The sequence below is a fragment of the Maritimibacter sp. UBA3975 genome (genome assembly GCF_002384975.1).
Lineage (GTDB): Bacteria > Pseudomonadota > Alphaproteobacteria > Rhodobacterales > Rhodobacteraceae > Maritimibacter.
This window is the reverse complement of sequence record NZ_DGCP01000012.1, coordinates 55,143-81,779: the sequence shown is the minus strand read 5'-3', so window position 1 is coordinate 81,779 and position 26,637 is coordinate 55,143. Positions and strand designations below refer to the sequence as shown.

Sequence of the window (26,637 nt, the reverse complement as noted above, 5' to 3'; positions counted from 1 at the left end):
GAAGAGTCCTGAAAAGGTCGGGAGATACTAGGGATGATTTGAAGGCGTACCGCCCTAGATAACGCTCTGTGCCACTTCAATACCTGACAACATCGCTCCGTGTGCTGTACCGAAGTATTGCGTAGAGGTGGCTTCCCCGGCGAACCAAAGTTGCCCCTCCCAATCTGAACCGCCAAGCTCTCGCCGCAGATGGGGCCCCATGCCAACTGCATTGAAACTGTAACTTCCTAGCGTGTGACGCTCCTGCCCCCATCGCGTGATTTGCGAGGACAGCGGGGCGGGGAAGTTAGAGCCAAACATCCCACGCAAAGCGTCGTGGGCGGCTGCGACAGTGTCTCGATCATTCATCTTTTCCACTTCGGTTGCTTGGTCTGCGGCATTGAAACCCATCAGGACTGGCGCCTTAAGGGTTCGCGCCAGAGACACCCACTCAGCCCAGAACCCGCTACGTGGACCAAGCCAACCAATCCAGTCCACATCGTCGGGCCATTCGGTACGTTCAAAACGGAGCAAGCACTTGTTCAAGAGACCCATTCCGATCCCTTCGATGGCTTTCCTCCGGCTTTGCGCGAGAGGCTCTGCGAACTGGACTCGGCCCGACTGCAAGACACCCAAAGGCAACGTGCAAATGATCTGGTCTGCCGAGACCTGGCTCCCGTCAGAAAGCCTTACAAACCCCGGAGCAACCTGAACCACATCCGCAGAGAAGCGGACGTTCAATCCTTGCGCGAGATGGCTGACAATCTGGTCGAAGCCATTCGGGAACAGCACGTCCTCTCCGTTGAACTCCTCGTCCTCGAACCCGTACCACGAGGACAACAGCCGTGCCGGACTGCCATACTCATGTTCTAGGGAGCTGTTGACCAGGTAATCCACGCGGCGGCGCAGTTCCGCATCGGCACGCTGCCAGCCAGTCGATACTTCCAGCGCCTGCCTTACCGAGATGTCTTCGTCCCGCTCTTCGGCTGCCGCGAACGCTTCCCGCAGCACGCGTTCGGCCGGTCCAAAATTGTCGTCGCTTTCCAACCCATCGGCACCAATGAGCATTGCGGCATCGTAGCTCGTCGCTTCGACCGAAGCCCCAGCTTCAGCAGCTAGGTCTGTTAATGGGTTTCCGCGCCGGCCATGAATCCAACTTGCGCCAAGATCCATTGGCAGGTCTGGCCATAAACGGGAGGTATGAATTCGACCGCCTAGCCTTTCGCGCGCCTCCAGAACTGTAACCGAATGACCTGCATCGTGTAGGAGCCTTGCGGCCGAGAGGCCGCTTATGCCAGCACCTAGGACAAGTATCCTGCGCTGCGGCTGAGACGTGGCACCTCTACTGCCCAGACCCAGCGCACCCGCAGCCACCAAGCCTGAAAGGATTTGCCTTCTATTTTGGGGCTTGCTCAAGTTCGCTTCGCCTCGCTGATTGATGTCAGGTTATCTTGTACACCGCTTCTTCAACGGTAGCTGCGGAATCTGCACCCATCCCAAGCACGCTGAAACACGATGCCGCGAATCAACTTTTCCTGCGGGCCCCTACAGATGGCTCAAATTGGCCATCCTTCCGCCATGACCGGCCCGATGACGTCACACGCACAACACGAAGAACGAACATTTCGCCTCAGGGACGGAGACGGTTCGACCCTTGATCAGAGACTGTTGAAAATACCGCTTTTCCTATGGACTGGATAACCTGCACGTCGGTATGGCTACCCTTACCATTTCAACGATTAATAGGCGCGAAACAGATATGCAGTGCTGTGAAAATGATAACGCAATCGCAGCCTGGGCGCTGTCCGAAAAAGCTTCGGTGAACCAATCCACAAGGGTTCTTCCGAGCCGAGTACAGGCTGATGTGACTGACAATTGCTTGCTCCGTGAACTCGACCACCCGTCATGGAACGCGGATGTCCGTGACGCTCGAGAGATGCTCCGGGGCCTCAAAGTTCGCCGCGCCAGGGCCCCCATCAACCGGCTATGCGCCGCAATGATCGAGTCTGACGCGGTCATGTATGTTGCTGCACTGGCATCCACTGGCGCGGTCGCGGTCTGCGCATCGGCCATTCTGAATCTGCCGCTTGCGCCTGTCGCTATCGCTTCCGGGGTTCTCATGTCGCTCGTGATCACGTTTTTCCAGCGGATCGAACGCGCCATGTGACCGCTGCGGCGCTTGCTAGCCCGCCTCCCCTTGCAAGAAGGTCTGCAGAGGCCGGGGTAATAGGCGGCACCCGGTGGAGCTGTCCATGTGGAATTTGAAGAACCAAGTGCTATTACTGGCAAGTCCGCGACACTCTTGATCACATTTCATCACGGTTCTTACGTTTAAGGGCATTTGATACTAGATTGAGGCCATGAACGCTCGCGTACGCTTCAAACCCAAGGCCGACAAGATAGTAGAAGCTATCTTGTACTTGGCGCATAAGGGTCTGGATCTTGACCAGTACAAGTTGGTCAAGCTTCTTTACCTAGCTGATCGCGCGCACTTTCAACGGTTTGGTCGGCCGATCACGTTCGACAAGTATGTAGCAATGCAGTTCGGTCCTGTTGCTTCCAATGCCTATGATATGGTGAGGAAGAGGTCCGCTTTGGGAGTGACGCCAGACAAACTTCCTTTTGACATTGAACAGCACGACAAGATTTTCTTGGTGAGGAAGCCTTTGCGTGAGGTGGACACATCTCTCTTTTCGCGGAGTGATCTTCATATTCTGGACGAAACTGTTGCCGAGTATGGAGACAAGTCATTCGACCAACTTTTTGAAATCACGCACGATCATTTTGCGTATGATCGAGCTTGGAAAAATCGAACTTCGTTGGCCGATGAAATGAGATTTGAAGACTTTCTGGAGGAGGATGCCTCCAAACCCGGCAAAGTCTCTGATCTAGAATTTATTTCTCGCGGAATGTAATGCCCAAGAAGCTGGGCGAAATCTTCCGTTTCGAAACGCAGCAAGCCGTCGGGCGCGCAACTCGCACAAAGTATCATCTGGCGATTGATCTCGGTCAGGGGGCATTTCTATTCATCAATTCCGATCCATTCGAAGGGGCAATGCGCATCACTAGGGCTGACTGGCCCGAAATGCCCAAAGAGGAGAGCTTCGTCAGTTGCACGGCAGTCATTCGTTACACACGCGCTGACCTGCAAGGGGTACCGATCCAACAAGCAGGACGCCTTACTGACGATTGTTTGCGAAGGCTGGAGGATCACGTCTCAAAGTCCTGGGTTTTGACTATTCAAGAAATTGAAATGGTTTGTCAGGCCTTTCGGGTCTACTTCGAAACCTGACGACACACCACGCCATCCCACCCACCTACCGAGACTGGTCACGTCGCTATCGCTTCTTTGATTTCGTCACCACATTGAAGCACTGCACGTACAGAGCACTGAAGTAGAGCGCCGTCGATGTAAGCTCCAAGTATTCCTCAATCCAGGTGAGCGTCACGCGGCCAAGGGGTAAATCAAAATAGTCGCCGTCGCCCATATCAGCCAGCAAGTAGCAGAAATGGGCGAAGAACCCGCACCAAAGAAGTGCTTGCGCCGAGGTGTGGAGCCTTTCAATCTTCGACAGGATGTAGATTCCGACCCCCGCACACGCGATCAGAAGAATCTTCGGATGATCATCGTCACCCGTTATCTCAATCGCCTTCTCATGAAGCATGAAGAGTTCATCTATCGCGACGACTCCAATCGTTGCGGAGGCCAATAGCCAAATCATGAATGCCATCGGTCTTGCGGATCGAAGCGTTGCATTGAACAAGGCCATAGCGGAGGTGACCCAAAGAAGACTGCCGTTCAGGCGATCCATCGGGGAACCTTCCTGCCAAATGGGATCTGGACTGCCCGTTTGATAAACCGTCGCTACGCCGAAGTAGGCCAATAAGAAAAGAAAGACGAGCCAGCCCCCGAGCGGCGATGCATCCACGGATGCGCCGGAAGACGTTCCATCGACGCTCTGTCTGTGCGTCACCCCTGTGGCTTTGGAGTCGCCTCGCGTCGCCGCTTTCATACGAGCACCGACGCTACAAGCACACCGTCCATCGGAATGCACACGGCTGCCAAGCCAAGTGCTTCCCGACAAGGGATACCTTGCCTTCTGAGATTAACTGCGACTCCGATCATGATAATTGCCATGTCCCCGTCTCCTGTCCCCCGCTCGAATGTTCGCCAGCGACCAATCGCAATCATTTTTGTATCACATTTTTGCCATTTTGTCGCCACGTTTCCGAACAGAAATTTAGCGATTTCAGGACCTTAATACAGACAATGGGTGGAATCTTCGGGTATTGTTCGGGTGATTTGCACAAATAGTCCCCGAAGAAATTTCATGCGGCCGCGCTTGACGAGGCCACCACAATATCGGGTGCATTCGGAAAAGACCGGATGTCGAACCAGGTGAACCGTGTTCCATCCGCGTTGACCTTGTTGCCCCAGTGAAGCCGTGCGCGGCTCTCAGGGCGTATCAGAGCGGCTCGGAAGGCCCGTAGGTCCAAGAGCCACCACCGGCCTATCCCGCCGCCCGGATCGGCGTGGCCATAGAACATCCAATCCCCATAGCCGTTGATGATCTTGGAAAGCTCCGTCTCGCCGCCAGAAGGGATGCGCGAGCGCACGGTGAACTCGTATGGGAAGCGGTCGGCGTAGCCAGGGCGACGGACCCGAGCGGCAACGCGCATGTCTTTCGCGTCGAGCATCAGGAGGTCGGTCGCCTGCCGCATGTCGATTTCGTCGGGCGCTGCCCTGAGAAGGTGCGAGCCGACAATGCGTTTCACATCTGGAAGGTAGGCATCCGACCACTGCCGGTTGACGTCATAATGAATTGTCATTCGGTCACTCGTTGCTCTGCACATGAAAACGACCCGCTCGGCGAACGGGCCGTCTCCTGCTTGCGCCTGGCGGTCAGGTGCGCACTCCTTTCGTTTCCCGTGCCTGACGCATCACTGCATCTGCAAACTTGGGACCCCACTTGGAAGCGCCCGGCGAAAACGTCTGGTAGAAGCTGGGAACCGCGCCCCAAGCGGCCAGCGCCTGCGCCTTGACGACGACGCCCTCAATGGAGGTTTCTTCTTCCTCGATGATCGCCGCCACAATGTCGCGTAGAGCCTCGCGCGCTGTCGCAGCTTCTCCATTGGCTTTCTCGTAACCACTGGCCGCCTTCAGCCGCTCGCACTCTGCGAAGTAGCGTTCGGATATCTTTCGCCCGCGCTTTGCTTCGGCGAGGCGTGACTCCCAGTCTTCGACGCGGTCGGGGTGGCGCCGGATATGTTTCCGGCCAAGTGTCTCGGCGCACCAGCGCACCTCCTCATCCAGCTTCTCGGGTGTCTTCACGCCCATGGCGTTCTCCGAACCTTTCCGCCAAATCCCTCGACCTGCAACGTCGCGTTCGAGCGTTCCGAAGAACGGACTAGCTTCACATGTGATCTCGTCGGGGGCGAGCGGCCAGACCGCCATCGTCTCCCGATAGATGCGGTCGACCCATTCCTGCGCTTGAAGAAAAGCTGCTTTTCGGATGGGGAGTTCGTCGGCCAGTTCGAGTAGACGAGCATTTTGCTCGCCGGTCTGAGGCGCCCTGGCCGATGCCGCCCCGCCAATGACTGCCGTGGAAGCGGCTGCGAGGCCGGCCAAGAGATTGCGGCGATTGGTTGCGAGGTTCATCAGGCCACCTCTTTTTTGATGGTCATGTCGTGCAGGTAGAGGATCGAAGGCAGCGGATCGCCGAGAAAGAGCCAGTCGAGGCTCAAGCCGTTCGATTTGGCATAGATGAGAATTTCATCGGTCGGTGCGCCATCTTCGTCCCAAATGGTGTCGGGCGCTTTGGTTTGGGTCATTTCCTCGAACTGGGCGAGGCGTTCGCGGGTTTCCTCGTGGCGTTGTTCGGTCGTCTTCATTGGTGTTCTCCCTTTTTCCGGATCAGTGCGCATGGAACTCATGCACGGCCCCGTTCACCGCGATCCGGTTGACGGTGGCGAGGTTCACGGTGCGGCAAGCCTGCTTTTCGACATCCCATACCGGCATCAGGTGCGGATGGCGCTCAGCGCGCGTCCCAGCGGCTCTACGGGCGCTCTGGCACCCTTCGTCGCCCTTGACGTGGTTCTTGAGCGCAGCAGGCTGCACGGTCATCTGACGGGCGCTGCCGTCCTTCTTGGTGAAGGCTACGCGGCAGAAGCGGCCCTTGGCGCTGGCGATCAGCTTGCGTTTTGCTTCGTTTGCTTCGGCTTCACGGCGCTGGGCAACTACGTGAGCGCGGCGAAGGTCAGCCAGTTCATTGAGGCCGGTCACGCCCAGCGCGTCGCGGTTTTCCGTATCCGCGATACGCTGGGCGAGTTCGGCAGCGGTAAGGGCCTCAAGCTTTTGCTTCGCTGCCATGTTGGCTTCCGATGCACGAGCAACCCGGACCTTCTGACGAGCCGACCACCAGACCGACTTGAGCGCGCGGGAAAGAAGCTGGGCGAGGGTTTCGCCGTTACCGAGAAAGCGGCGCACGATTTCCCAGGCTTCGGTCATGATGGCTTTGCGGTCGTAGGTCATAGCGTTGCCCTCTAGGGTCGGTTTGTGATACCTCTGGTATATAAAGTAATGCATAGGGCATTACAATACCTGAGGTATAAAAAAGAATCCCATGGGGCTAAGAACAGTTGAGCAACTAAGACAGGCGAGGGCCGCGCTGGGCTGGACCCAAGCCAAGGTGGCCGAAGCCGCAGGCGTATCGGTGCCCACAATCAAGCGTCTTGAAAACGGTAGCGGAAACCTTGCGGTGCGCTTTGAAACCCTGAACAATCTGGAAGCCGCCTTGACGGCGCAAGGGATTCAGTTCCTGGACAATGGCGACACTGCAAACGGTCCTGGTGTTGCGCTTAGGCCCTTACATCCAGCCAAACCAGTTTAGGACCGTTGCATCCTGAGAGTGGGACACTGGGAAATGTGCGTAAGGATTGCTGTCACGGCGCTTCAGCTATGTACTTCGGGAGGAACAGGACGACTTCAGAGAGCCAGACCCCATGTGCCGACAATCGTCCAAGTCCAGCAGTCTCTCTTTTCCTCACCATCACAACCAGCCATTCCGTCGATTTCACCCCAACTTTTCGGAAGGTCATCGAGCGGCAGTGAGGTGAACTCGACGTACTGTGAACCCGGTTCAAACCAGCCCTCCACAACGGCGCTTGCGTGATCAGGCTCGTCGCCTTCTGAGGCGTAAGTGACCACTGAGACTCTGAACTTCGTGATCACATACTCATCCGGCGAATCTGTGATTACTCCAGAGAAAACTTTATCTTTGCCCAAGGAACTTGGGCCCCCGCGACCATCGAAGCTCTGCGCAACCCAAGGCGGCAATTCGGTCTGGAACTTGGCAATGCAGGACCCGCGCACAGCTTCCTCTGACAAAAGACCTTGGGGCGACAGTTCAATGCAGTTCGCAACACCAGCCAGCTTTCCATGGTTGGTAATCTCGTTGATCGTCTCTCTTACAGGCTTGCATGCGGCGGTCATGAGGGCAATCGAGACGAGCGCAACAAATCGAAACATCAACTTCTTCCGTACTGGCATCTGGAAAACAACCGGTCCCATTCAATGATGTGCCGACAACAAATACCTTTGCGGTGCCTCCGGGGCTAGCCCGAACCAAAAATCAATTGACCAATATTGCTGCCGTCAGAAGAATCGAGAAAATGGACCCGGACCTTTCCTCTCAGATAACCGGCGGAATTCTCGTCGCCGCAACGATCCTGCTTGGGGCCAGGCTGGCCCTTAAACTTTGGCAGATGGGCTACAAATCTGGGGGACTAGGCCTCGGCTTCATATCTGGCCTGTTTTGGACAGGATATGTGTTCGCCTCGCTTGGCCTAGCCCCTTGGTGACCTCACCTCTGGCGCGCTTCAATTGCCTCTATGGCTTCAGGCGTCAGGCTTGAAACTGACGATACGCTCGACGCCGCAACAAGAGGAGAAGCCGGGGCGGGAAGGTCTAGTCCCTTGACCGCCGCACGTGCTCGAACCGCATTCGAGAAACTACCCCCTGCATCCAGAGCCTTCCCTGCGGCAGCCCCGGGAATACCGCCGAAGATGCCAGACATGCGCGATATGGCCTGCTGGACGCTGCGCTGAACGTCATAGGATGTGCCGCTCGGGTTCGCCGCCTTCGACGGCACACGAAGCCGGTCCATCATGTTTCGGAACTCGCGGATTTGCATCAACTCATCGGACGAAAAGAGTTCCAACGAAAGGGTGCGGCCCTTTTCACGAAGCAATCGGTCGATGTTTGCGACAATCTTGTCTGGGCCATACATCTCACCACTGGGGGCAGTCGTCACCCGATCCCACGCCGCGCGACGCACATTCGACCACTCCGGAGAATCCGGGCCAAGTATGTCTTTGACACGCTTGGCGACGTTCGCCGTTTGCCCGCCCCCGATATGCGACGAGGATCCGAATAGCCAACTCGCGACCTGATCGGGGGTCAAATCATCAGTGACAATCTTTCGGATGATGTTGTCAGCGCCCTGACGGCCAAAGAAGGTGCGGCGGTATTGCTCCCAAAGCGAGCGCGCCTCCTTCGCCTGACTCAACACGGCTTCATCCCCGGATATCAGCGCCGACGAGATGGTGTCGTCCATCCAGTTGTCGAACTGGTCTACGACGGCCTCCATCGCGAATCTGTCCGCCCCGTTGCTGCCCTGCGCGGCTGCACGGGAAAAGCCCAGTAGTCGTTGCCGGGCCCTCTCCAAAGTCATGAACGGGACCGCGCCGCCGTTGTTCGCGTTGAACGCATTGTCGATGAAGTTGAGCGCTGCTTGTGCATTGGGCGTTCCCCCGTCAATTGGCGCACCTGCCGCTTCTGCCGCCATACGGATCGACCGTTGGACCGCTGTCGAAGCTTCTGGTCGAACCGCTGCGCCGCTTGCTTCAAGGGCATCATAGGCCCGCGAGCCAGCTTGGCGTGCCGAATCAGCCTGCCTACGCACCCCTGCGATCACATCGTCTGCAGCATCGGTTACAGGGCCACCACTGCCTGGAACGATGCCTTCACGGGCTGCATTCAGAGCAGCGGCTTGCCGTGCATCGAACTCGGCGACTGCATTATATGCACCTTGCCCGCGCGTCCCCGCGCGGAAATTCTGCTCCATGGCAATCTGAGGGATATCGCCCCTCGCTTGGCCGCGTGTCATAGGCACGTCGAACCGCTTGAAAGCCGCTACATTCTCGACCGCGTTTTGTGGAATACGCCCCGATGTCGCATCTTCAGCAGCACTGGTCAGCTCTCTTTGCATGCGAGCGGTCACTTCGTCCAGGTCATACCCAAGTGTCCGAAGAACCTTGCGTCCATAATCCGAGATTTCTCCCGAGGTTTCATCAACCATTGCTTTGCTTGAGAAGAAGCGACGCAATACGTTTCCGCCGATCCGTTCTCCAGCATTGGCGAGTTTCGCAAGACCGTAGCCTGCGAGGGGGGCGGCCACCAACCCAACGCCAGCGCCAATAGCGGCATCGTCGCGCCGATCCTGCCATCCGCCTTCGCCGGAAAGGAAACCTTCTGTTCCCGCCCCGGTAGCGCCCGCTGCGGCCATTTGGCCCATTCGCCCGGCAATTGTGGGCGCAGCATTGATCCCGAGCCCTACGCGCTGCAATGCACCTCTCGTCGCCACAGCACCACCGACAGCGCCGCCAATCGTGCCCGTCACAGTTGCCCAGGGATGATCGCGCATAGCCGCCTCTTTGCGCGCTCTCTGACGCTCAAGTTCGAAGCGGTATTCCTCAGACATGCCCTCGCCGCCAGGTAGGATGGCGCGCACTCCGGCCGCGAGTTCGTCATCGCCGCCCAGGGTAGCCCCCCGAACTGCGCCGATCCCGGCGCTCTCGGCAATGCTCGGTTCCATGCTGCTGGTCAACAGCTCCCGGCTAGTCATCTGGCCGGTGTCCGGGTTCAGAAAGAACTCTTCGGGTGCTTCGGCCTGTTGGGGGACTGAGGCCACTTCACCCGCCTGCATTCTGCGAAATGCATCAGCAGCCGTTCGTTGATCGGGCGCCTCTACCTGAAAGCGCGCGCCATCGGGTGTTTTGAATTCGAAGATAGCCACTATTCAACCCTCCGCATCCGAACACCATCGCCGATATCCTGCCATTCACTGGAAGTGCCTGGGGTTTGGGATGGCTGTTGATAGAACTGGTTCACCGCGAACACGAGCGGGTTGGGGATATCCTGCCGGATGTCACCCGCGAGGGTGGCTTGCAGAACCTGCTGATAGGACCCTCGCATAGCACGTTTCACAGCTATGGTTTCCGGGCTGTCGCCTGGTGCCGCGAAGTACATGTTTCGGATGCGAGTGTATTCCTCAGGTGTCGCCGCTGCTCCAGTCGCAAGCCGCAAGGCGCTTTCCGCCCACGCACCAGCCGCTGCGTTGTACATCTGGCCTTCGGTGCTCTTGAAGAAATTACCTGCGAGCACGCCATCTGCAAGCTTGTCTTGAATGTTAGCAGGGTTGAAGCCCCTGTCTTCGATGGTGTTGATCGCGGGGCCCGTTTGCTTCTGAATGTTGTTGAACATGAAAATCCGACGCTCGGATTCCGTCATGTCATTCCCGCCTCCCTGCGGAAGCCCCGGCATCGGTTTTGCGCCTGCCTGCGGGTTGTTCTTGTCGTAGAAGTAGCCGTCATTGAAGCCGTATTCCGGTTGGGCTGTATTCGGGTCGGTGTAGCCCGGAAGCGGCTGTGCTCCTGAGCTGGGATTGTTGGCATCATAGTATTGCCCGTCGAGGACTTGCCAGTCCTGTTCCGGCCCTTGGAACTGCCCCATGACCAACTGCTTGATGGCGTCAGGCACATAGGGACTGGTCATGATAGCAGCGGCACGATCCGGGGAGACTCGCGGCATCGGGGCACGCCCTATTGCTCGCATGGCGTCGTCAGCAATCCCCTGAGGGCTGTTTGGCCGGGGCCGGCTTGTGAGGCTGGTGAAGGCGTCCTGCGCCATCTCAACCCCTTGCCGCTCCTCGGCCTCCTTGCGCGCCCGTTCAGCTTCCTGAGTTTGCAATCGGTGGGCCATGGCCATGTTTTGGAAAAAGCTCTGCCCCGACCCGCCTTTCAGCACATCTCCGAGGCCGTAAATCATCATGGAGCGGTTCCACTCGGGCGAGAGGTAGTTCGTCATCGGATTGGCCCCCGGAGAGCCCCTCTGCCGCTCGTCGTTCGCGTTTTCGTATGGGTTTTCCATGTCTCACGTTTCCTTTTGCTCGATTGATTTCTGGTTTGCTTTGAGGACGGCAATATGGGCCTCACACCGTTCCCCAAAGTCTTTGAGGGTCTCGCCCTCACGCCCGCAAAGCGTTTCGTTCGGGAAGCCCTCAAACCATGCGATGTTGCCTTTGCCTCCCGGCCTAGGCGCGTTCGTTACGAAGATTGTGATTTCGTTTTCCCCGTCGCCCTGAGAAGAACGGATTTCTAGTTGCTGAACTCGGGTCTTGAGGGTCATTGCGGTTTGCCCTCATCATCGGTGATACGCCTGCCAGCCGAGGCGATAGAGCCTAGCAGTTCTTGCAGATCACAAACCCCAACAAAGCTAGGTTCGCTTCCTGAGGTTCTCAGCGCCATCACTTCCATCGGCCCGGCATGACCTGCACTCTTTGCCAATTCCGCAATAGCGCAGTTCGCCCTCTCTTCCGTCCAGTCGGTCGGCACGACCCCAATCGCGGTCGTGGCCACTGCAACGCTTGCAGCCTCAAGTCTGGCAATACGCCGTTGGTGCTCTCTGCTCATTTCGCCGCCTCCAGTGCGGTGATCCGCTGTTCCAGGTCGTTGGTTTCGAGGGCGCGGCGGAAGCTCTCCACGAGCCCCATGACGGTGGCCCCTTCGACGGGGGTGATCTCCCCGATTGACACGGCACGAAGCACAGCCTTGGCCGCGCTCATGGCGTCTTCAGCTGTATCGAGGTCGGGAAGGTCGAATTGGACGGGGGCGTCTTTCCGCGAAGGGGCTATGCGCTCCAGGCACAGACGCAACGCCGTTGTGTCCCCCTCAAGCGCCATATCGACCGCTTTTCGTGTCAGTCCCTCGGCTTCGCCTTGAAGGAGTTCCTCTACGGCGCGGGTGACGGCATTCCGCGAGCCAGCGGGGCGACCGGGATTACCTTGAGCGAAAGTGCCATCAGGGTTGCGAGGATCCGTTTTCGACCCGTTTTTTCGGTCAGCCATGGGCACTCTCCCCATGTTCAGGAACCGCCTCAGGCACCGTAACATCCGTAACACCCCTAAAGGGGTGTGTTACGTTCGTTACGCTTGGGTTGCCTCCGTCAAATGTGCGAACGGTTACGTCACGGTTACGGATGTTACGCGGTTCAGTCATGCTGGACGCTCCAGACTTGGTCTTCGAAAATTCGGATTTCGTTCAGTTCGAGGAGCTTGTTCTTCACGCGCATGAAGGCCATCCGATGCGCGCTTTCGCTGCCCCCGGTCGTCAGGCCGTGGCGGTCACATGCTTCGCGCCACAGGTCCACGGGAACGCTCTTGCACCCCTCTGGGTAGTCGGGCCCCAAGATGGTCGCTCCATGCTCGCGCAGGGCTTCTCGTAGGGCCTGCATCGCGACCTCAGCCTGACCACTCAAAGGCTTTCGTTTTGGCTTCGGCGCATCGGCGGGGCGGACAACCGCACTCGTAACCGGGTCACCATCGCTGTCCTTTCCGAGTTCGACGGTTTCGAGGCCGAAGAACAGCCGGTCGGGCGTCTCCATGTCGCGCTGCTTCACGCAAGATATTTGCCCCTCAGAAATCGCAATCTCGGTGTCCACAGCCGCCCGCAGTGCGGACGACCCACGCGCCCCGGCTTCCGCGTTCTTGCCGCTATGGTGGACCACCAGCACATGCGCCCCTGTCCGTTCGCGGATCGCATCGAGGTTGATCACGAATTGAGCCACGTCACGGGCGCTGTTCTCGTCACCTGAGCCCATGCATCGCGCCATCGTGTCGATAACCACCAGGGCGGCGCTTTCGGTCGGCATAGCGTCACAGAGCGCCATGGCGTCGCCCGGCTCGTGCAGATCAAGGTTGGTGGGCAGGAGAGAGAATTCCGCCCCCTCCAAAAGGTCAGGTCTCGCATTGCGGATCGCGGACACTCGATTGCGGATGCCGCCGCCACCTTCTGCCGCGACATAGACCACTGGACCCGGCTTGATCTTGTAACCGCGCCACGCCGTGCCGCTGGCGACGTGGGCCGCGAGGTCCACGGCGACGAAGGTCTTGCCTGAGTTCGAAGGGCCATAGAGGACACTGAGCCCACCTGCCCCAAGCCAGCCTTGGACTAGGTAGTTGGCATCGAGGCACGGCTTGATTTTCGCCAGCGGGATCATCTTGCCCCGCAGGGCTTCGCCGCGCTTAGACTGGAACGGAACAACTTGGGGGGTCATGTCGGTCATGCCGCTTCCCCTTTCGTCAGAACATCGTTCCAGTCCTTGCCGTCAGGCGCAGGCATGAGGGACACCTTCCAGCCCAGCGCAGTCGCTCGAAGGCCGAGCTTGTCGCCCGCTTCCCGGCCCGCCTCATCTCCGTCCGTTGCGATAATCAGTTCACTGGGTTCTCTAGGCAGTTCGAGGGCGGCAATGCCGGGCGCGCTGAGCGCGGCCCACACGGCAGCAGGAAAAGCCAGCAGGCCCGACAACAGGCTCAGGCCGGTCTCTATGCCCTCGCACACCACCAACGGTCCGGAAGCCGCCTCAGAGAGCCTCACAGCGCCCCCTGAGCACGGACCGAGCATCATCTTGGCTGACTTGGCGAGCCGATTGCCTTTCTTGTCAAAGAAGGTGCGATGCACGCCGCCCGTAGGTTCGACGTTCGCCACGATTGCAGCCCCCCAGATCATCGTCGGGGCGTGGTGGATATCGGGCATCCAGCGCAGCGACGGCGGCATGTCACAGGAGATGCCCCGCCCGCGTAGGTAAGCTTCACCTCGCGTACCGTTGATCGGCAGAGACCTATCCCAAAGGCTACGTCCTTTCGACAGATGAGCCTTGCGATACTCAGCCTGTTTCCGCTTCGTCTCGCGGACCGCATCGAAGTCCACCTGCGCCCGTTCAAGGGGCAGATGGGCCGCGTTCGCGATTTCCACGAAAGAACAGCCGGATTTGAAGCAATGGAGCAGGAGCTTGCCATTGGTTTCGCTGATCGACAGGGCGGTTTGATCCCGGCGGCGCTCAGGCTGGCAGATGGGACAGGGCGCGTTGCCCTGCCCATGACGCCAAGCCCCACCAAGGTTGTGAGTGAGGGTGCGCCCATCCATTACCGATCACCTCCCTTGCCGAAGGCGATGCCAGCGATGACACGCGCGGTATGGTCACTCGTCACTCCCGCTTTCCACCGAATGCGACGAGCCTGACGGCGGCGGGTGTGGTCCTGTTGGGCCATCATGCCGCCACCTCGCGCTTGTCGAGGAGCGTCACTTTGCTTCTGAGGAAGTACACCCCATAGGACATAGATCCGTTGTCGGGATCGCCCGGATACATTTTAGTTTCAATGTCGAGCCCAACATCACGTTTGAGGATGTGCACGATATCGGAGATGCGAACCGGCGATGCGGCGTAAACCGGACCCCGCAAGAGGGTGTCCACAACTTGCCGCTTGCTCTTAGAGAGAAGCGCTTTCGTCGGTTCACTGCCTTCGTTTTCGATTTGGATCCATACGCCCTGACGGTTGGGCGAAAGGTCGGCTCTGCGCGAAATGCGCTGTGCGTTCGCTGGGGGTTTCAGTTGGTTGCTGCTCATTATTTGTCCTTTCAGATATTGGGTTGAAAGGACCGGGTCCGATGGGCTAAACTTCCCTTACCGCTAAGTAAAAGTCGCCCCTGCCCGGTCCATGACTGAGCGGGGGTTTCTTATGCGGCCTCGGACTTGCAACGGTCTTCAAGCCAATCAGCGACCACAGACTCCGGCCAACCGACCGCGCGCTTCCCAAGCCGAATGGGCTTTGGGAAAGAGCCTTCGGCGATCATGGCGTAGATGGTCGAACGTGACAGGCCGGTATACTTTTCGACCGCTGGGCGGCGCAAAATACGCTGTGTCATTTCGCTTCCTTTCCGCTTCGGCCACTGCGGGATTGCTGTGGCTTCCACTGGAAAGTACGGCGTCGTTAAGTGCCTGTCACATCTGGCAAAATTAGTTTCGCGGAAAAGAGTTTTGGTATGGTTATTGGCTGGGCTTGGCGGAGTTTTGACAATGTCCGGGGTAGGTTTTGGTAGGCTTTGGGATCGTCTGTTGCTCAGGTTCTAGGTGGAAATCCCGCTTCGATGCCTCGCCATACATGCCCGATTCGCTCGTCGCCTGGCTGAATGCCGAATTCTTCCCTAAGCAGGGCTGCGATTTGATCCGCGTTGGCGGACCTGATTTCATCGCCGAATTTGCTTTCGAGTTCGCCCAAAAGGATAATTGCGCGAAACAAGCGGCTGGCTGACGTTTCGGAGAAGCTTTCGCCAAGCTCGCCTTCGATGGTCTTCCTAATCTCCTCGCGTGAGGCTGTTTCACGGCCCCCTGGGAACTTCTCATAGAAAACCCGCATTGCCTTGATCAGCTTGAGGGGTCTGCCTGGTTGCGCCCCGTCAGGTGAGGCTTCGTCGGATAGCGCGCTCGACGTACTTGTCGGAAAATATGCATCAAAAATTGTCTCGTCGTCCTGAGCAACGTCGGACTGGTGCACCGTGATCGACCATCCATTAAACGCAAGGAGCACTCTCGCGTATTCCCTCTGCGGCCTCGCCAGTGCTTCGGCAATCAAACTAATACCGCTGATCGGCTCACGTGATCGCTCCGGCCATTCAGAAACTTCGACAGTCCAAGTGTAGTTAGAAATATGAGCAAAGAACCGCTCCGCACGACTTGGCATCCCGGCTTCTCGTGAAGTTGCCAGAATTTGACTGCCAACGCGTAGAACCACTCCACTTGGCGAACAGACGGAGAGAGATGGACACGACAAAAGAAATAGCCGGAGAGCGATGAACGCATTCGTTGAGTGAAAAAGATGGGCGGCAAGATAAGAGCTGGGCTCATCTTCCCTAGTTTGTCCTGGGAACTGTTCATTGGAGCGGGCAAGTGCGCGCGTGAACAGCTGTTCCACGAGAATGTGCTCAGGCGGACAAAACATCAGATATTCCCTCTATGGCGAAGTGTTGGGTCACGAGCAGCAATACCCTCCCCAAGCATCCATCAGTTCGCGTCTGCGTTGGAACAAATCACTTCGCGCATAGGACCGCGCTACATCGCTTCCGACAGCATGGGCCAGAGCAGCCTCCGCCACTTCCCAGTCAGCCCGTGCAACTTCCCCGGCCCAGTCTCGGAAAGTAGAGCGGAACCCATGAACCGTGATCCCCTGTACGCCCATTCTCTTCATAAGTCCTTTGAACACCATCACCGACTGCGGGCGCTGCGAGCCATCTTTGTTCGGAACTGTTGAAGGGAATACCCATTCGTCATCAAGGCCGCGCACCTTTTCAAGAACCGCGAGTGCTTGCTTCGAGAGTGGCACACTGTGCGGCACACCGAGCTTCATGCGTTCAGCCGGAACGTTCCACACGTCGCCTTCAATCTCAGACCATTGAGCCCCGCGCGCTTCACCAGAGCGCACAGCCGTCAGAATGATGAACTGCAGCGTTCGAGCCGAAGTGCCCTCTCTTTCATCCAGAGCGGCCATGAATGCTGGCACGTCTTTGTGCTTCATTGCGGGCATATGGTTTGCTTTGCGCCTCACGGATGGAAGCGCTTTCGACAACCCGTTAACGGGATTTTCGTGCGCGAAGTGCCCAGCGCCTTTGGCCCAGTCGAAGACTGCAGAAACGCGTTGCTTCACGCGTTTTGCGGTCTCGTTCTTCTCAACCCAAATCGGTGAGAGTAATGGCAGGATGTCGCCTGAGGCGATTTCTTCAATCGGCGTCGCTCCGATTTCGGGGAAGACGTACTTCTCAAGTGACGCAATCCAGGTCTTCGCGTGCTTCTCGTTCTTCCAAGACGGCTCTAGCGAGCGGTATAGGGTTCGAGCCGCCTCCTCGAAGGTCAAGGCGTCGTCGTCCCGCACGGTGCGAGGATCCCCGCCTTCCCTTGCGACTTTTCGCAACTCTCGCGCCTTGTCCCGAGCCTCAGCTAGCGAGACCATCGCTAGAGAGCCAATGCCCCCTTCCCACCGCAGGGGGCTTCCGCCTTTCGTGAAACGACCGTTGATCCGCGTCCGAAGAATCCACGACTTGGAACCGGTGGGACCGACGCGAAGATATAGACCCTCACCATCGCCATACATGCCCGGATCTCGGAGGCTCTCAACTTTCCGAACTGTAAGCTTGCCCATGATTGTCCCGCCATCTGTCCCGCCACAAACTGTAGGCTTTCGCTGGACGGCAATCAACCTTATCGGAACATACCAGCGCCATGACCCTTTATTTCATGAGCTTTGCGGAAACTCCCCGGAATGCATCGGACACTGGATGGGTAGACCTAGGCTCCACCAACTTCCCTTTTTTGGTAGGCTCAGCACGCTTGCACTGCGCGTTGCAGGAGGCTCGCTGCGATACTTCAGTGGTTATAGAGCTGCTGGACAAGGCGAATACCTCCGCAGGACCTGCGGGAATTGCCGGTGGGGTCATTAAGCGCGTTCGGGCCATGTACCAGTCGGCGTTTTGATGGCACGCGCTGTTGGATAGGTCCTGACCGTGGCGAACCTCGTCTCGTCAGAGCACCACGTCGTTCGTATTGAGGGTCAGGAGAACGTCGAGGATGATCTCGGCGTCGGGCGGGACTTGCCGGCATCACTTGCGCTGTCTCCGTCAACCCCGGACAAGGCATGCGGGCTTGAAGCGGATAGCTCCACTGTTTCTGTTCCATACTCATGGGAAGGCAATGTCCGCTGTTGCGTGAATTCGCACCTCACCTTGGGCCAGCTCTCTTGGGTAGAACTCCACTAAAGCTATTGCACGTTAAAGTTGTGTCTTGTAGCTTTCGAAGCAACCAACGAAAGGATGCGCCTGATGCGTGATTTCCAGGAATTCGTGACGCACCTGAAGTCGCTGGGCTACACGCCTGAAACCGTGATCGACATCGGCGTGGCCTGGGGAACGCCCGAACTCTACCGCACCTTTCCGGACGCCTACTTCGTCCTGATCGAAGCGCTCGATCATTTCGAAGGTGATATGCAGCGCATCCTGTCGAACGTCGCAGGCGAGTATCACCTGAAAGGGGTCGGCACGGAGCGCGGCAGCATGACCATCAGCCTGAACCTCGACGCAGGCGCTCTTGCCGGGGCGAACGTGCTGGACCGTCCCACGGGCGGCGCAAAGGAGTTTACCGTCGAAATCGACACGGTGGACGCGATCCTTGCGAAGACCCCCGTCGTGCAGGGCGCGTTGTTGAAGCTCGACGTACAAGGCGCCGATTACCGGGCATTGCAACACGCGACGCACACGCTCAGCAAATGCGATGTCGCGATCGTCGAAGCTTCGCTCACCAACAGCCGCAACCATGTCCGCGACATCACCAACCTGATGCATGACCGTGGCTTCAAGCTCTATGAGGTGTTCGGGCCTTTGAACCGACCGCATGACGATGCACAGGGGCAGGTGGACCTCGCCTTCGTGCGGTTGGGTCACCCGCTGATCGCATACGAAGGGTGGGTCTGAGCCCCGGGCTTCAGACAGCCCACCCGGCAATCCGCCGAACGAAGCGTCGGGCCCGCGCGGACGACGTCGCAGCAGGCGCGACCTCGAGGCGTGGGGCGTCCTTCCTGCCGGACAGCCGGGCTGCCAGCCGCTGCGCCTGATCCGGGAACCTCAGATGGAAGCTCCGTATGAGTGCGCGCGCTTCGGTGACGTAGCCGCGCCGGCCGAGAAACTGGGTACTCCAGACGGCATGGATCGGGGCCACGTTGTCGAACTCGAGCGCACGGGCGAAGACCTCGCGCCCTGCGGCTGCATCGCCCCTGAGGGTGAGGCACACGGCCTCGGCAAGCTGCGCCTCGAGCGCACATGACGGCCGCCGGTCAAGGCTTCGGCGAAGGCGCTTGATCGCACTGGTCTCGCCGGCGTCATGAAGGGCTTCGATCAGCGGCAGCGCCGCTCCGGACGTTGCACCCGACAGCCGATGCGCGCGTTCCTGAAACGCGAGTCCCGCCTCATTCCCCTCAGCCAAAGCGGTCCAGACGGCGTGGCCGGTCCGCGCCCCGAACTGCGCGGCGAGAGCCGTTAGCCCATCCGTATCCTTAAGGGTGCGCAGCAGATGGATCAGAGAGAGAGCGACGTGATCCGGCATGGGCCCTCGCGGCGGAACGGCGGCCCGGATTGTCGCATATGCCGCGTCAAGGTCCCGCTCCCGCAACGCCGCCTTCACCCGGTTGGACCAGTCGATCCTCGCCAGCCCAAGCGACGGGGCGACCCGCGCCTCACGTCCAGTCGTGCCAGACAGGATCGCGTCCAGCCGCGCGGCGGTCTGAGGTGCGAAAACGGGCCGCGAAAAGCAACCGTGATAGGTATCCATGTCCTGCACGAACAACCGGCCAGCCGCGAGCGCGGCCCAGCCAGCGCGATAATCCTCCTTGGCGACAGGGAAGGACCTTGTGGCCCGGATCAGGTGGATATCGGGTGTGAGCGGGGCGGCGGGGTGCAGGTAGAACTGCCGTCGGAGCGGGTCTTCGCTATCGGCGCGAAGCGGGTTCGGCACGGTGCTGCGCAACGGGCTGGGACCGTCAATCGATACGATTTTCCCGATGTCCACGCCGCGCGCAGCGGCACAGGTTGCGAGGTGCGCAGCGCTTGTTCCGCCGAAGGAATACCCAACGAGGACCGGGGGCGGACCGGGCGGCATCTCTGCAATTTCGTCGACCATGCGTTCCAACGTCCGCGCGTATCCCCCCTCCTGTGCGGCTTCGGCGGGATCGAAGATAAGGCTGACGACCGGGTTCCTGGCTTGCAGGGCGTCCAGAATCTCGACCGCCCACATGGCCTGCCCGTGAATCGAAGGCATGACGACAAGTGGGGCCAGAGATGCGTCCCCTTTCCGGATGTCACGCAGATGAACCCGGTTCCTTGCCCCCGGGCTCACCGCGACGAGCACCCGAAGGCGGCGCAGAGTGGCGTCCGCCGCAAAACTGGAGAAGTCGATCTCGACCCCGAAAGCCAGCTCCACGTCGAGGATCATGCGCACCAGTGCCATCGAGGTGCCGCCGAGCGTGTGGAAATCGGCATCCTCCGGGATCTGATCGGTCTCCAGCACGGACTGCCAGATCTTGACCAGCGGGTCGTCGGGCTGCGCCAAGCCTGTCTCTGGGCTGCTGGCAAAGACCGGGTGGCAGGCGAGCGCGGCGTGGTGCGCTTTGCCGTTCTGGGTGAGAGGCAGGGCATCAAGAGAGACGATCCGGCCCGGCAGGATCGGGCGTGGCAGGCGTTGGACAAGGAAGTCACGCAACGCCCGCAGGGACGGCACAGTCTCGCCGCGCGGCTCGTAGAAGGCGACGATGCCACGCACGGTGCCGTCCTCGCGCCGGTCGGGCAGAACGGCCGCACGCCCGACAGCGGGGTGATCGGTGAGGGCCGCCTCGATCTCGCTCGGCTCGACACGGTAACCATTCAGCTTGAACTGACTGTCGCGCCGGCCGAGGTAATCCAGCACACCCGCGCGCGTCCAGCGCACTCGGTCTCCGGTACGGTAAAGCTGAATGGCCCCGGTTCCATCGAGGCCGAGTGAAGCCCGGTCGAGCGAAACGAAACGCTCTGCCCGCGCCTCGGGGCGGTTCTCGTATCCCGGCGAGAGGCCCGGCCCGCCGATGAGCAGTTCACCCGCGAACCCGTCCGGCACCGGTCGCAACCGGTCCGACAGAACGAAGGTCGCGTTACCCGGCATGGGACGACCGATGGGCACGGCGCGTCCCACATCTGGCGTCACCCGGTGGTTCGTGGTGAACGAAGCGTTCTCGGTGGGGCCGTAGTTGTTGCTCAGGACAAGTTCCGGATTGGCAGAAAGGGCGCGACGACAGTGATCGGCAGAGGCCGCCTCGCCCCCGATGGAGAGCCATTTGAGACGGGCGAAGACCCGCGCGTCTGAATCCACGAGCATGTTGAACAGACTCGTCGTCAGAAATGCGGCCGTGGGATCGAGCCGCCGGAATTCCGCCGGAACGCCGCCATCCGCGAAGATATGCTTGTCGCAAAGCGTCAGGGCCGCACCACGCAGCCATGCACCCCACACCTCGACGAAGCTCCCGTCGAAGCCCGGCGAAGCGAGTTGCATCACCCGATCACCCGGCCCGACGGGGAGGCATTCGCTCCCCAACGCCAGGCGCACGAGTCCGGCATGGGGGACCGGAATGGACTTCGGCAGGCCGGTCGTGCCGGACGTGAACATGACGAAGGCGGGGCGCGTGGGATCGGTGTCGGTTGCGGCTGGCACACCCAGGTCCGCGAGGTCGGCCGCCTCCGGGAACGCAAGCCGCTGCACTGCGCCGCCCCCGGCCCCGCCAGGTGCGAGCAGCGCATCACACCGCGCATCCGCAACGATATGCGTAACCCGCTCTTCGGGAAGATCACTGTCCACTGGCACGACCACCAGCCCTGCCTTGAGTGCAGCGAGCCAGCTTCGCACCACAGCCGTTCCGCGAGGAAGGGCGACGGCGAGGCGTTGACCGGGCAACAGGCCCTGCCCCCGCAACCAGTGGGCCAGCGCGTCGGTGTCGCGGTCAAGTTCGGCATAGTTCCATTGCTGCATCGGCGTGACGAGGGCCAGCGCATCGGGATGGTCAGCAGCGACAGCTGCGAACCGCGTCGGAATATCTACGTCCGATCCCTCAGGCGCAGGCCGCACGGAGCGACCCGCCTGAACTTGGAGCTCCTCAGGCGTGACGAGAGGCAAATCGGCGAGAGCCACCTCCGGATTTCGGATCGCCGCTTCGAGGATGAGCCGGAAAGTCGCTGCCAGCCGGGCAAGCACATCCGCGTCGAAATACTGCCGCTGCCCGTCGAGCCGGATCGCCAGCCCGGCGTCCGACGGGTGCAGACTCAGGTGCAGGTTCACCGACTGGGCCTTTTGCGACTTCGGACGCGGCGAGACGGTCAGGTGGCGCGCGGAAATGTCGGATTTCGGCGTGTTGTAGTAGCCGATGGCCGCCCGGCCCGGAGTCATCTGATCGACGCCCTGAGCCTGTGCGGACCGTATTCCTTCGGCGGACGCACCCAGAAGGTCAGCGAAAGTCGTCGGGACCGACAGATCGGCTTCGACCGAAAGATCGCGGATATACGCCCCGATCGCCTGTTCATCTTCCGGCGTGGCCCGGTCCCATGCCGAGACAGAGAGACCGAACCGCATCTGGTCGCAAAAGGCAGACAGGAGATGCGCGAAGGCAGCCACGCAGAAGGTAAACGGCGTCACACGATAGACCCGTGCGAGCGACCGGAGCGCCGCAAAAGTCTCTGCCGGCAGCAAGTCGGTCCCGGTCTCGCACAGGACGGCGTCGGGCGGCGCTGCGCCGCCCCGATGGCCGGGCCAGTCAAGTTCCGGCGGAACGGCACCCGACGTCTCCGCGAGGCCCACACGTCGCGACATGTGCCGGCGAAACTGACCGACCGGTGGCAGGTCCGGCGCAACACCATCGATCTCGGCATCATAGAGCTTCATCAGGTCACGGATGAAGACGCTCCTGGACCACGCGTCGCTGATCAGATGATGCATGACGAGGCTCAGGACATGCCGGTCCGGCCCGAGCGCGAAGAGACGAAGGGACCAGAGGCATTCGGATTTGAGCGGCAAGAGCGTGAGAACATGATCTCGCACAAGAGCCTCGACGTCGGCGTCGGGGTCGACCGACTGCACCGGCTCACGCGTCAATGTGACTGCGAGAGCGTCCGCAAACTGCGGCTCCGAAGGCCCACCTCCGTGACGAACCGACATGCGCAAAGCATCATGGCGGGCTACGAGACGTGCGAGCGCGCGTTCCAGTGCAGCGGGGTCGAGCGGCCCCTGCAATGTCCAGCTTCCCCCGACATTGCTGACGGGCTGGGTCGGATGCATTTCATGCGCGCCGATGAACGCGGACTGGGTCGTCGTGAATTGGGGCGGGCCGTCGCCCTCGCCTGTCGCCACGTTTCCGGCTCGCAGGCGGGCGAGTATCGCCTGGCCGTCGTCATTCATACCGGCGGGCACGCCGCGGCGGCGCAGCGTTTCAGAGTCTGACATCGACTACTCCCGGACCGGATTGTGAAAAGAGCGCATCCCGCGCGGCGGGCCAGTCCTGCATACAGGTCACCGTCCACGCAAGGCCCCCCATGGCGCGAATGATCGCTGCATGGTCGGTCGGCGCATTGGCCGCGATACGCGGATCGGCGCCCTTCGTCTGAACCGCTCCGGAGCCGAGGCCGCCGTTGTTGTCGACAAGAATGCGGATCGGCAGAGCATATCGAACCATCGTCTCGAGATCCGCGAGAGCGAGTCCAAGGCTCAGGTCTCCACTCAGCAAAATGACCTGCTCGAATCTGCCCGACAAGGCCGCACCAATGGCCTGACCCGGCCCGGACCCGAGGTGGCCAGACCGTCCGGGCGTGAAGCGGGCCCATGTTGCGCGCGGAAGAACATGACGGGTCGCGTTGATTAGCTGGTTACTCCCATCCACGACAACTGCGGTATTGGGTGGAACTTCGGCGGCCAACGCGGCCGCGATTTCGCCAAACAAGGTCGCAGGTTTGTGTGGCGGAAGTGCGTGCGTCGCGGGTGATGCGGCATTCGCGGGCCCCTTCACTCCGGCGACCAGCGCGGCAAGCGCCGGACTGATCGGACCTGACAAGCGGATGTCACCGTCCCGCCCGGACGGCCCGCCCGGCCCCGGCAGGTCGATCACCGACGCGGACGGGCTGATCCCCGCCCCGTGACGCAGCGACCAGTCGCGCGGTGCGCCGAGCAGCATGACGAGATCGGCTTGCGCCAACGTGGCGTGACTGCGCTCGACAGGAACGGTCGCAAGGGCGTCTCCGCCGAACCCGGTGGCGAGCCCTGTGGTGCACACCGGCGCCGCCAGCCGGCGCGCGGCTTCCGCGATTTCGTCAACACCGACGCTCCAGCGCGCACGGTGGCCGACCACGACGACGGGACGCTCCGCAACAACGAGTGCGGTGATGGCTTGAGCAGCAGCCTCACGATCCGGTTCAGACCGTGGTGCGACCGGCCGCGCGGCCGCCGGGGCGACCGTCTCGCCCAGAACGGTTCGGTCGATCATGACAACGGCAGAGCGACATGCCACGCCGGACGCCCCTGAAACGGCATCCTCCACCACTGGCGCGAGCGCAGCGGTCTCAACCACTTCGCACCATGCGCAGTCCGCGCCTTCGGCCAGGCGCAGCGGCACACCGCCCTGGAACGCGCGCTCGCGGGTCTCCGCCTGCAACTCGCCGGGCGAGATCAGCACCATAGGCGTGCCGTGATCCAGCACCGAGGACAGGGCCGCGAGCGCGTTTGCAAAGGCTGGCCCCCGGGTGACGATCACGATGGCGCTCAAGCGGCCCGTCGCCATGTTCTCGGCCGCCGCTGCGAAGACCGCGCTGGCTTGTGAGCGACAGGAGACGACCGGGACGCCGGCCCGGTCGAAGGCCGTCAGTAGGCCATAGGCAAGGTCTCCCGGCAGGGTGTAGACCCGCTGCACGCCAGCCGCGATGGCAAGCCTGACGATTTCCTCACGCGCCGGGGCCTCGGCCATTTCTTGAATACCGTCCATCATTGTTGCGATGCCGCTTCGCTGCCGGCTTCGGTCGCGACGACGGCGAGCAGGTCTTTCACCCGACCATTGTCCAGCGTCTCGACATAGGCGGCCAGCTCCGCCGGGGTCGGATAATGAAACAGCGTTTCTCCCGAAATCGTCGTCCCGACGAGCGCGTTGAGATGCACCATCATGCTGGTGCCCGACAGGGAGTCGCCACCTGACAGGAAGAAGTCGTCGTCCCGCCCGATCCGTTCGGCTCCGATGGCCTCGGCGAACAAGGCAGCCAGAAAACCCTCGACAGGGCTCTCAGGGGCCGCGAAGCCGGGATCGAGGTCATCTGCCAGAAGCGCCTCCATCTCCAGCCGCCGGGGTTTGCCGGTCGGACCCTTCGGAATTTCTCTGAGCGCGAGGATACGGCTGGGAACCTTGTGGTCCGACAGCCGCCCGAGCAGCGCGGCGCGCAGCAGGCGCGCATCGGCGCCGGACCCCGGGTCGAGCACAACCGCCGCAGCAAGGTCCTGTCCCAGCGTCGGGTGGCTTACCCCGAAAGCGATGGCCTCGACCACGCCGGGGAGAGCCTGGAGCGCCTCCTCGACCTCGGTAGGCGCGACTTGCGCCCCGCCCCGTTTGACCATTTCCTTGGACCGCGCGACGAGCGTGAGCGACCCGTCCACGTTCAGCCGCCCGATATCGCCCGTGCGCATCCATCCGTCTGCGAAAGCCGTCTCGTTGGCCTCTGGGTTGTCGAGATAGCCGTCGATGACGTTCGCGCCCCGGATCAAGACCTCGCCCTGCACGCCAACCTCGACCTCGGTGCCGTCTGGGTCGACAATGCGCAGCGTTCCGGTCTCCGCCATGCCGACGGTTCCATGCGCAGCAGCTTCGCCGGGCCGTTGGCACGCGATCTGGTGCGTGGCTTCGGTCATGCCGTAGGCTTCGACCACCGGGCAACCGAAAGCGTCCACCAGACCGCTGCGAACCGACCCCGGCAAGGCGGAGGACGACGACCGGATCAGCCGGAACCGGCAGGCCCCGGCCTTGTCCGGATCAGCCCGCGCTGCCCGGAGGATCGCATGATGCATGGTCGGAACGGCCGTATACCAGGTCGCGCCAAAGGCAGCGGCGGTCGCCAGAAAACCCTCCGGCTCCGCGTCAGGACGCACAATGTTGCCACCACCGAACAAGACCGGCGCGAGGAGCCCGGCAACGAGGCCGTGAATGTGATGAAGCGGCATGATCGTCACGCTCGAGTCGGTGTGGCCGAGGGCAAGGGTCTGCGCCACCTTTGCGGCCCCAGCCACAAGGCGGGCGGGGTCGAGCGCCACCATTTTCGGACGCCCCGTCGTGCCCGATGTGGTGAGCAGAAGACCGGGCGAGGCCATCTTGCGCCCACCCGACACGGGCCGCGAAGCACCCGGAAGGGAACGCAGGGTGATGCCTTCGCCTGCGACGTGCTCGGCTTCGAACGCGGGAATGCCAAGAGCCGAGGCCGCGCTCACATGCGCCATGCCCGGATCGGTCGCGATCATCGCCACCGGGTCGATCCCTTCCAGTGCCGCGCGGCACTCCGCCTCGGTCGCCCGCGCCGGCATCGGCGCCACGGTGACATGCGCGCCGAGCGCGAGATACAACAGCGCCGAGAGATAGGGCACGGGCGAGGCAACCACGATCACGTTTCCGGGGCTGATCCCCCGTGCGCCAAGAGCTGCGCCGACGCGGTCGATCTCATCGCAAAGCGCGACGTGACTGAGCCATGCTCCCGTCGCCGCATCGGTCAACGCCCGCTCATTCCCCGACCGCCGCGCCCGCTCGCGCAGAACGCCAAGGGGGCTCTGGCCACCCAACATGCTGTTTCCCCAGTGAAATCCCCTGGCGCCGCCCAAGCGGCCACCGCCTAACCTAACGCGCGGATATTACTTTCGGCAAACGTCGAAGGGCAAGTCCGGCTCTCACACCTCCAACGCGAATTCGA

Annotated in this window: 26 protein-coding genes and 2 pseudogenes; 5 read left to right on the top strand and 23 right to left on the bottom strand. The window is 60.8% G+C overall.

What is annotated here, in order from left to right:
* Nucleotides 1-54 precede the first annotated feature (54 nt).
* On the bottom strand, nucleotides 55-1,353 hold the full coding sequence (locus B2585_RS14205; protein WP_292024993.1) for a flavin monoamine oxidase family protein: 1,299 nt from the start codon (nucleotides 1,351-1,353) through the stop codon (nucleotides 55-57).
* A gap of 622 nt (nucleotides 1,354-1,975) precedes the next feature.
* Between B2585_RS14205 and B2585_RS14200 the strand changes: the two genes are divergently transcribed.
* The 3 genes from B2585_RS14200 to B2585_RS14190 all read left to right on the top strand — a co-directional run bounded on the left by B2585_RS14200 (nucleotide 1,976) and on the right by B2585_RS14190 (nucleotide 3,271).
* On the top strand, nucleotides 1,976-2,146 hold the full coding sequence (locus B2585_RS14200) for a hypothetical protein (RefSeq protein WP_292024411.1): 171 nt from the start codon (nucleotides 1,976-1,978) through the stop codon (nucleotides 2,144-2,146).
* 193 nt (nucleotides 2,147-2,339) lie between these two features.
* Nucleotides 2,340-2,894, top strand: a complete 555-nt coding sequence (locus B2585_RS14195) for a Panacea domain-containing protein (RefSeq protein ID WP_292024409.1) — start codon at nucleotides 2,340-2,342, stop codon at nucleotides 2,892-2,894.
* Complete coding sequence (locus B2585_RS14190) at nucleotides 2,894-3,271, top strand: hypothetical protein (RefSeq protein WP_292024407.1); 378 nt, start codon at nucleotides 2,894-2,896, stop codon at nucleotides 3,269-3,271. Before B2585_RS14195 ends, B2585_RS14190 begins: the two co-directional genes overlap by 1 nt.
* Before the next feature lie 46 nt (nucleotides 3,272-3,317).
* Here B2585_RS14190 and B2585_RS14185 read toward each other — a convergent pair whose 3' ends face one another.
* From B2585_RS14185 to B2585_RS14165, 5 genes are all read right to left on the bottom strand, one after another.
* Nucleotides 3,318-3,992, bottom strand: coding sequence for a hypothetical protein (locus tag B2585_RS14185; RefSeq protein ID WP_292024405.1), 675 nt, complete (start codon nucleotides 3,990-3,992; stop codon nucleotides 3,318-3,320).
* Between the two features lie 316 nt (nucleotides 3,993-4,308).
* Nucleotides 4,309-4,809 carry a hypothetical protein gene (locus tag B2585_RS14180; RefSeq protein ID WP_292024403.1) on the bottom strand — a complete coding sequence of 167 codons (501 nt, stop codon included), beginning with the start codon at nucleotides 4,807-4,809 and terminating at the stop codon, nucleotides 4,309-4,311.
* Nucleotides 4,810-4,882: 73 nt separating this feature from the next.
* The gene (locus B2585_RS14175; protein ID WP_292024402.1) at nucleotides 4,883-5,638 is read right to left on the bottom strand and encodes a hypothetical protein; all 756 of its coding nucleotides are present in this window, start codon (nucleotides 5,636-5,638) and stop codon (nucleotides 4,883-4,885) included.
* The gene (locus B2585_RS14170) at nucleotides 5,638-5,871 is read right to left on the bottom strand and encodes a hypothetical protein (RefSeq protein ID WP_292024400.1); all 234 of its coding nucleotides are present in this window, start codon (nucleotides 5,869-5,871) and stop codon (nucleotides 5,638-5,640) included. The genes B2585_RS14175 and B2585_RS14170 overlap by 1 nt, the downstream gene beginning before the upstream one ends.
* A gap of 22 nt (nucleotides 5,872-5,893) precedes the next feature.
* Nucleotides 5,894-6,511 carry a hypothetical protein gene (locus B2585_RS14165; protein WP_292024398.1) on the bottom strand — a complete coding sequence of 206 codons (618 nt, stop codon included), beginning with the start codon at nucleotides 6,509-6,511 and terminating at the stop codon, nucleotides 5,894-5,896.
* A 91-nt stretch (nucleotides 6,512-6,602) separates the two neighbouring features.
* On the opposite strand from B2585_RS14165, the gene B2585_RS14160 reads away from it, so the two are divergent.
* On the top strand, nucleotides 6,603-6,869 hold the full coding sequence (locus B2585_RS14160) for a helix-turn-helix domain-containing protein (RefSeq protein WP_292024395.1): 267 nt from the start codon (nucleotides 6,603-6,605) through the stop codon (nucleotides 6,867-6,869).
* Between the two features lie 95 nt (nucleotides 6,870-6,964).
* Here the strand turns inward: B2585_RS14160 and B2585_RS14155 are convergent, their stop codons facing one another.
* From B2585_RS14155 to B2585_RS20695, 14 genes and pseudogenes are all read right to left on the bottom strand, one after another.
* On the bottom strand, nucleotides 6,965-7,471 hold the full coding sequence (locus B2585_RS14155) for a hypothetical protein (RefSeq protein WP_292024392.1): 507 nt from the start codon (nucleotides 7,469-7,471) through the stop codon (nucleotides 6,965-6,967).
* Between the two features lie 370 nt (nucleotides 7,472-7,841).
* Nucleotides 7,842-10,055: a hypothetical protein gene (locus B2585_RS14150; protein ID WP_292024390.1), complete on the bottom strand. Its 2,214-nt coding sequence runs from the start codon at nucleotides 10,053-10,055 to the stop codon at nucleotides 7,842-7,844.
* Nucleotides 10,055-11,125, bottom strand: coding sequence for a hypothetical protein (locus tag B2585_RS14145; RefSeq protein WP_292024387.1), 1,071 nt, complete (start codon nucleotides 11,123-11,125; stop codon nucleotides 10,055-10,057). The genes B2585_RS14150 and B2585_RS14145 overlap by 1 nt, the downstream gene beginning before the upstream one ends.
* A gap of 66 nt (nucleotides 11,126-11,191) precedes the next feature.
* Complete coding sequence (locus B2585_RS14140) at nucleotides 11,192-11,446, bottom strand: hypothetical protein (protein ID WP_292024386.1); 255 nt, start codon at nucleotides 11,444-11,446, stop codon at nucleotides 11,192-11,194.
* On the bottom strand, nucleotides 11,443-11,730 hold the full coding sequence (locus tag B2585_RS14135; RefSeq protein WP_292024384.1) for a hypothetical protein: 288 nt from the start codon (nucleotides 11,728-11,730) through the stop codon (nucleotides 11,443-11,445). Before B2585_RS14135 ends, B2585_RS14140 begins: the two co-directional genes overlap by 4 nt.
* Nucleotides 11,727-11,882 carry a hypothetical protein gene (locus B2585_RS14130; RefSeq protein WP_292024382.1) on the bottom strand — a complete coding sequence of 52 codons (156 nt, stop codon included), beginning with the start codon at nucleotides 11,880-11,882 and terminating at the stop codon, nucleotides 11,727-11,729. Before B2585_RS14130 ends, B2585_RS14135 begins: the two co-directional genes overlap by 4 nt.
* 69 nt (nucleotides 11,883-11,951) lie before the next feature.
* A pseudogene (locus B2585_RS20660) lies at nucleotides 11,952-12,164 on the bottom strand (DUF5681 domain-containing protein); the annotation flags it as partial.
* A gap of 143 nt (nucleotides 12,165-12,307) precedes the next feature.
* On the bottom strand, nucleotides 12,308-13,381 hold the full coding sequence (locus tag B2585_RS14125) for an AAA family ATPase (RefSeq protein WP_292024381.1): 1,074 nt from the start codon (nucleotides 13,379-13,381) through the stop codon (nucleotides 12,308-12,310).
* Nucleotides 13,378-14,241 carry a DUF7146 domain-containing protein gene (locus B2585_RS14120; protein WP_292024379.1) on the bottom strand — a complete coding sequence of 288 codons (864 nt, stop codon included), beginning with the start codon at nucleotides 14,239-14,241 and terminating at the stop codon, nucleotides 13,378-13,380. Before B2585_RS14120 ends, B2585_RS14125 begins: the two co-directional genes overlap by 4 nt.
* A gap of 124 nt (nucleotides 14,242-14,365) precedes the next feature.
* The gene (locus tag B2585_RS14115; RefSeq protein ID WP_292024377.1) at nucleotides 14,366-14,722 is read right to left on the bottom strand and encodes a hypothetical protein; all 357 of its coding nucleotides are present in this window, start codon (nucleotides 14,720-14,722) and stop codon (nucleotides 14,366-14,368) included.
* 110 nt (nucleotides 14,723-14,832) lie between these two features.
* Nucleotides 14,833-15,021: a helix-turn-helix transcriptional regulator gene (locus B2585_RS14110; RefSeq protein ID WP_292024375.1), complete on the bottom strand. Its 189-nt coding sequence runs from the start codon at nucleotides 15,019-15,021 to the stop codon at nucleotides 14,833-14,835.
* Between the two features lie 194 nt (nucleotides 15,022-15,215).
* Complete coding sequence (locus B2585_RS14105; RefSeq protein WP_292024373.1) at nucleotides 15,216-16,067, bottom strand: hypothetical protein; 852 nt, start codon at nucleotides 16,065-16,067, stop codon at nucleotides 15,216-15,218.
* A 57-nt stretch (nucleotides 16,068-16,124) separates the two neighbouring features.
* Nucleotides 16,125-17,021 carry a tyrosine-type recombinase/integrase gene (locus tag B2585_RS14100; protein ID WP_292024372.1) on the bottom strand — a complete coding sequence of 299 codons (897 nt, stop codon included), beginning with the start codon at nucleotides 17,019-17,021 and terminating at the stop codon, nucleotides 16,125-16,127.
* A 3-nt stretch (nucleotides 17,022-17,024) separates the two neighbouring features.
* Nucleotides 17,025-17,288 (bottom strand): annotated as a pseudogene (locus B2585_RS20695) (Arm DNA-binding domain-containing protein); the annotation flags it as partial.
* A gap of 676 nt (nucleotides 17,289-17,964) precedes the next feature.
* Here B2585_RS20695 and B2585_RS14095 point away from each other — a divergent pair.
* Entirely contained in the window at nucleotides 17,965-18,612 is a 648-nt protein-coding gene (locus B2585_RS14095) for an FkbM family methyltransferase (RefSeq protein ID WP_292024370.1), read from the top strand.
* Nucleotides 18,613-18,622: 10 nt separating this feature from the next.
* Here B2585_RS14095 and B2585_RS14090 read toward each other — a convergent pair whose 3' ends face one another.
* The 3 genes from B2585_RS14090 to B2585_RS14080 are packed head-to-tail and all read right to left on the bottom strand — an operon-like array spanning nucleotide 18,623 to nucleotide 26,512.
* Nucleotides 18,623-23,152 (bottom strand): non-ribosomal peptide synthetase, encoded by a 4,530-nt coding sequence (locus tag B2585_RS14090; protein ID WP_292024368.1) that lies wholly within the window; start codon nucleotides 23,150-23,152, stop codon nucleotides 18,623-18,625.
* Nucleotides 23,139-24,680, bottom strand: coding sequence for a thiamine pyrophosphate-binding protein (locus B2585_RS14085; RefSeq protein WP_292024367.1), 1,542 nt, complete (start codon nucleotides 24,678-24,680; stop codon nucleotides 23,139-23,141). Before B2585_RS14085 ends, B2585_RS14090 begins: the two co-directional genes overlap by 14 nt.
* Nucleotides 24,680-26,512, bottom strand: a complete 1,833-nt coding sequence (locus B2585_RS14080) for a non-ribosomal peptide synthetase (protein ID WP_292024365.1) — start codon at nucleotides 26,510-26,512, stop codon at nucleotides 24,680-24,682. Before B2585_RS14080 ends, B2585_RS14085 begins: the two co-directional genes overlap by 1 nt.
* Nucleotides 26,513-26,637: the final 125 nt, after the last annotated feature.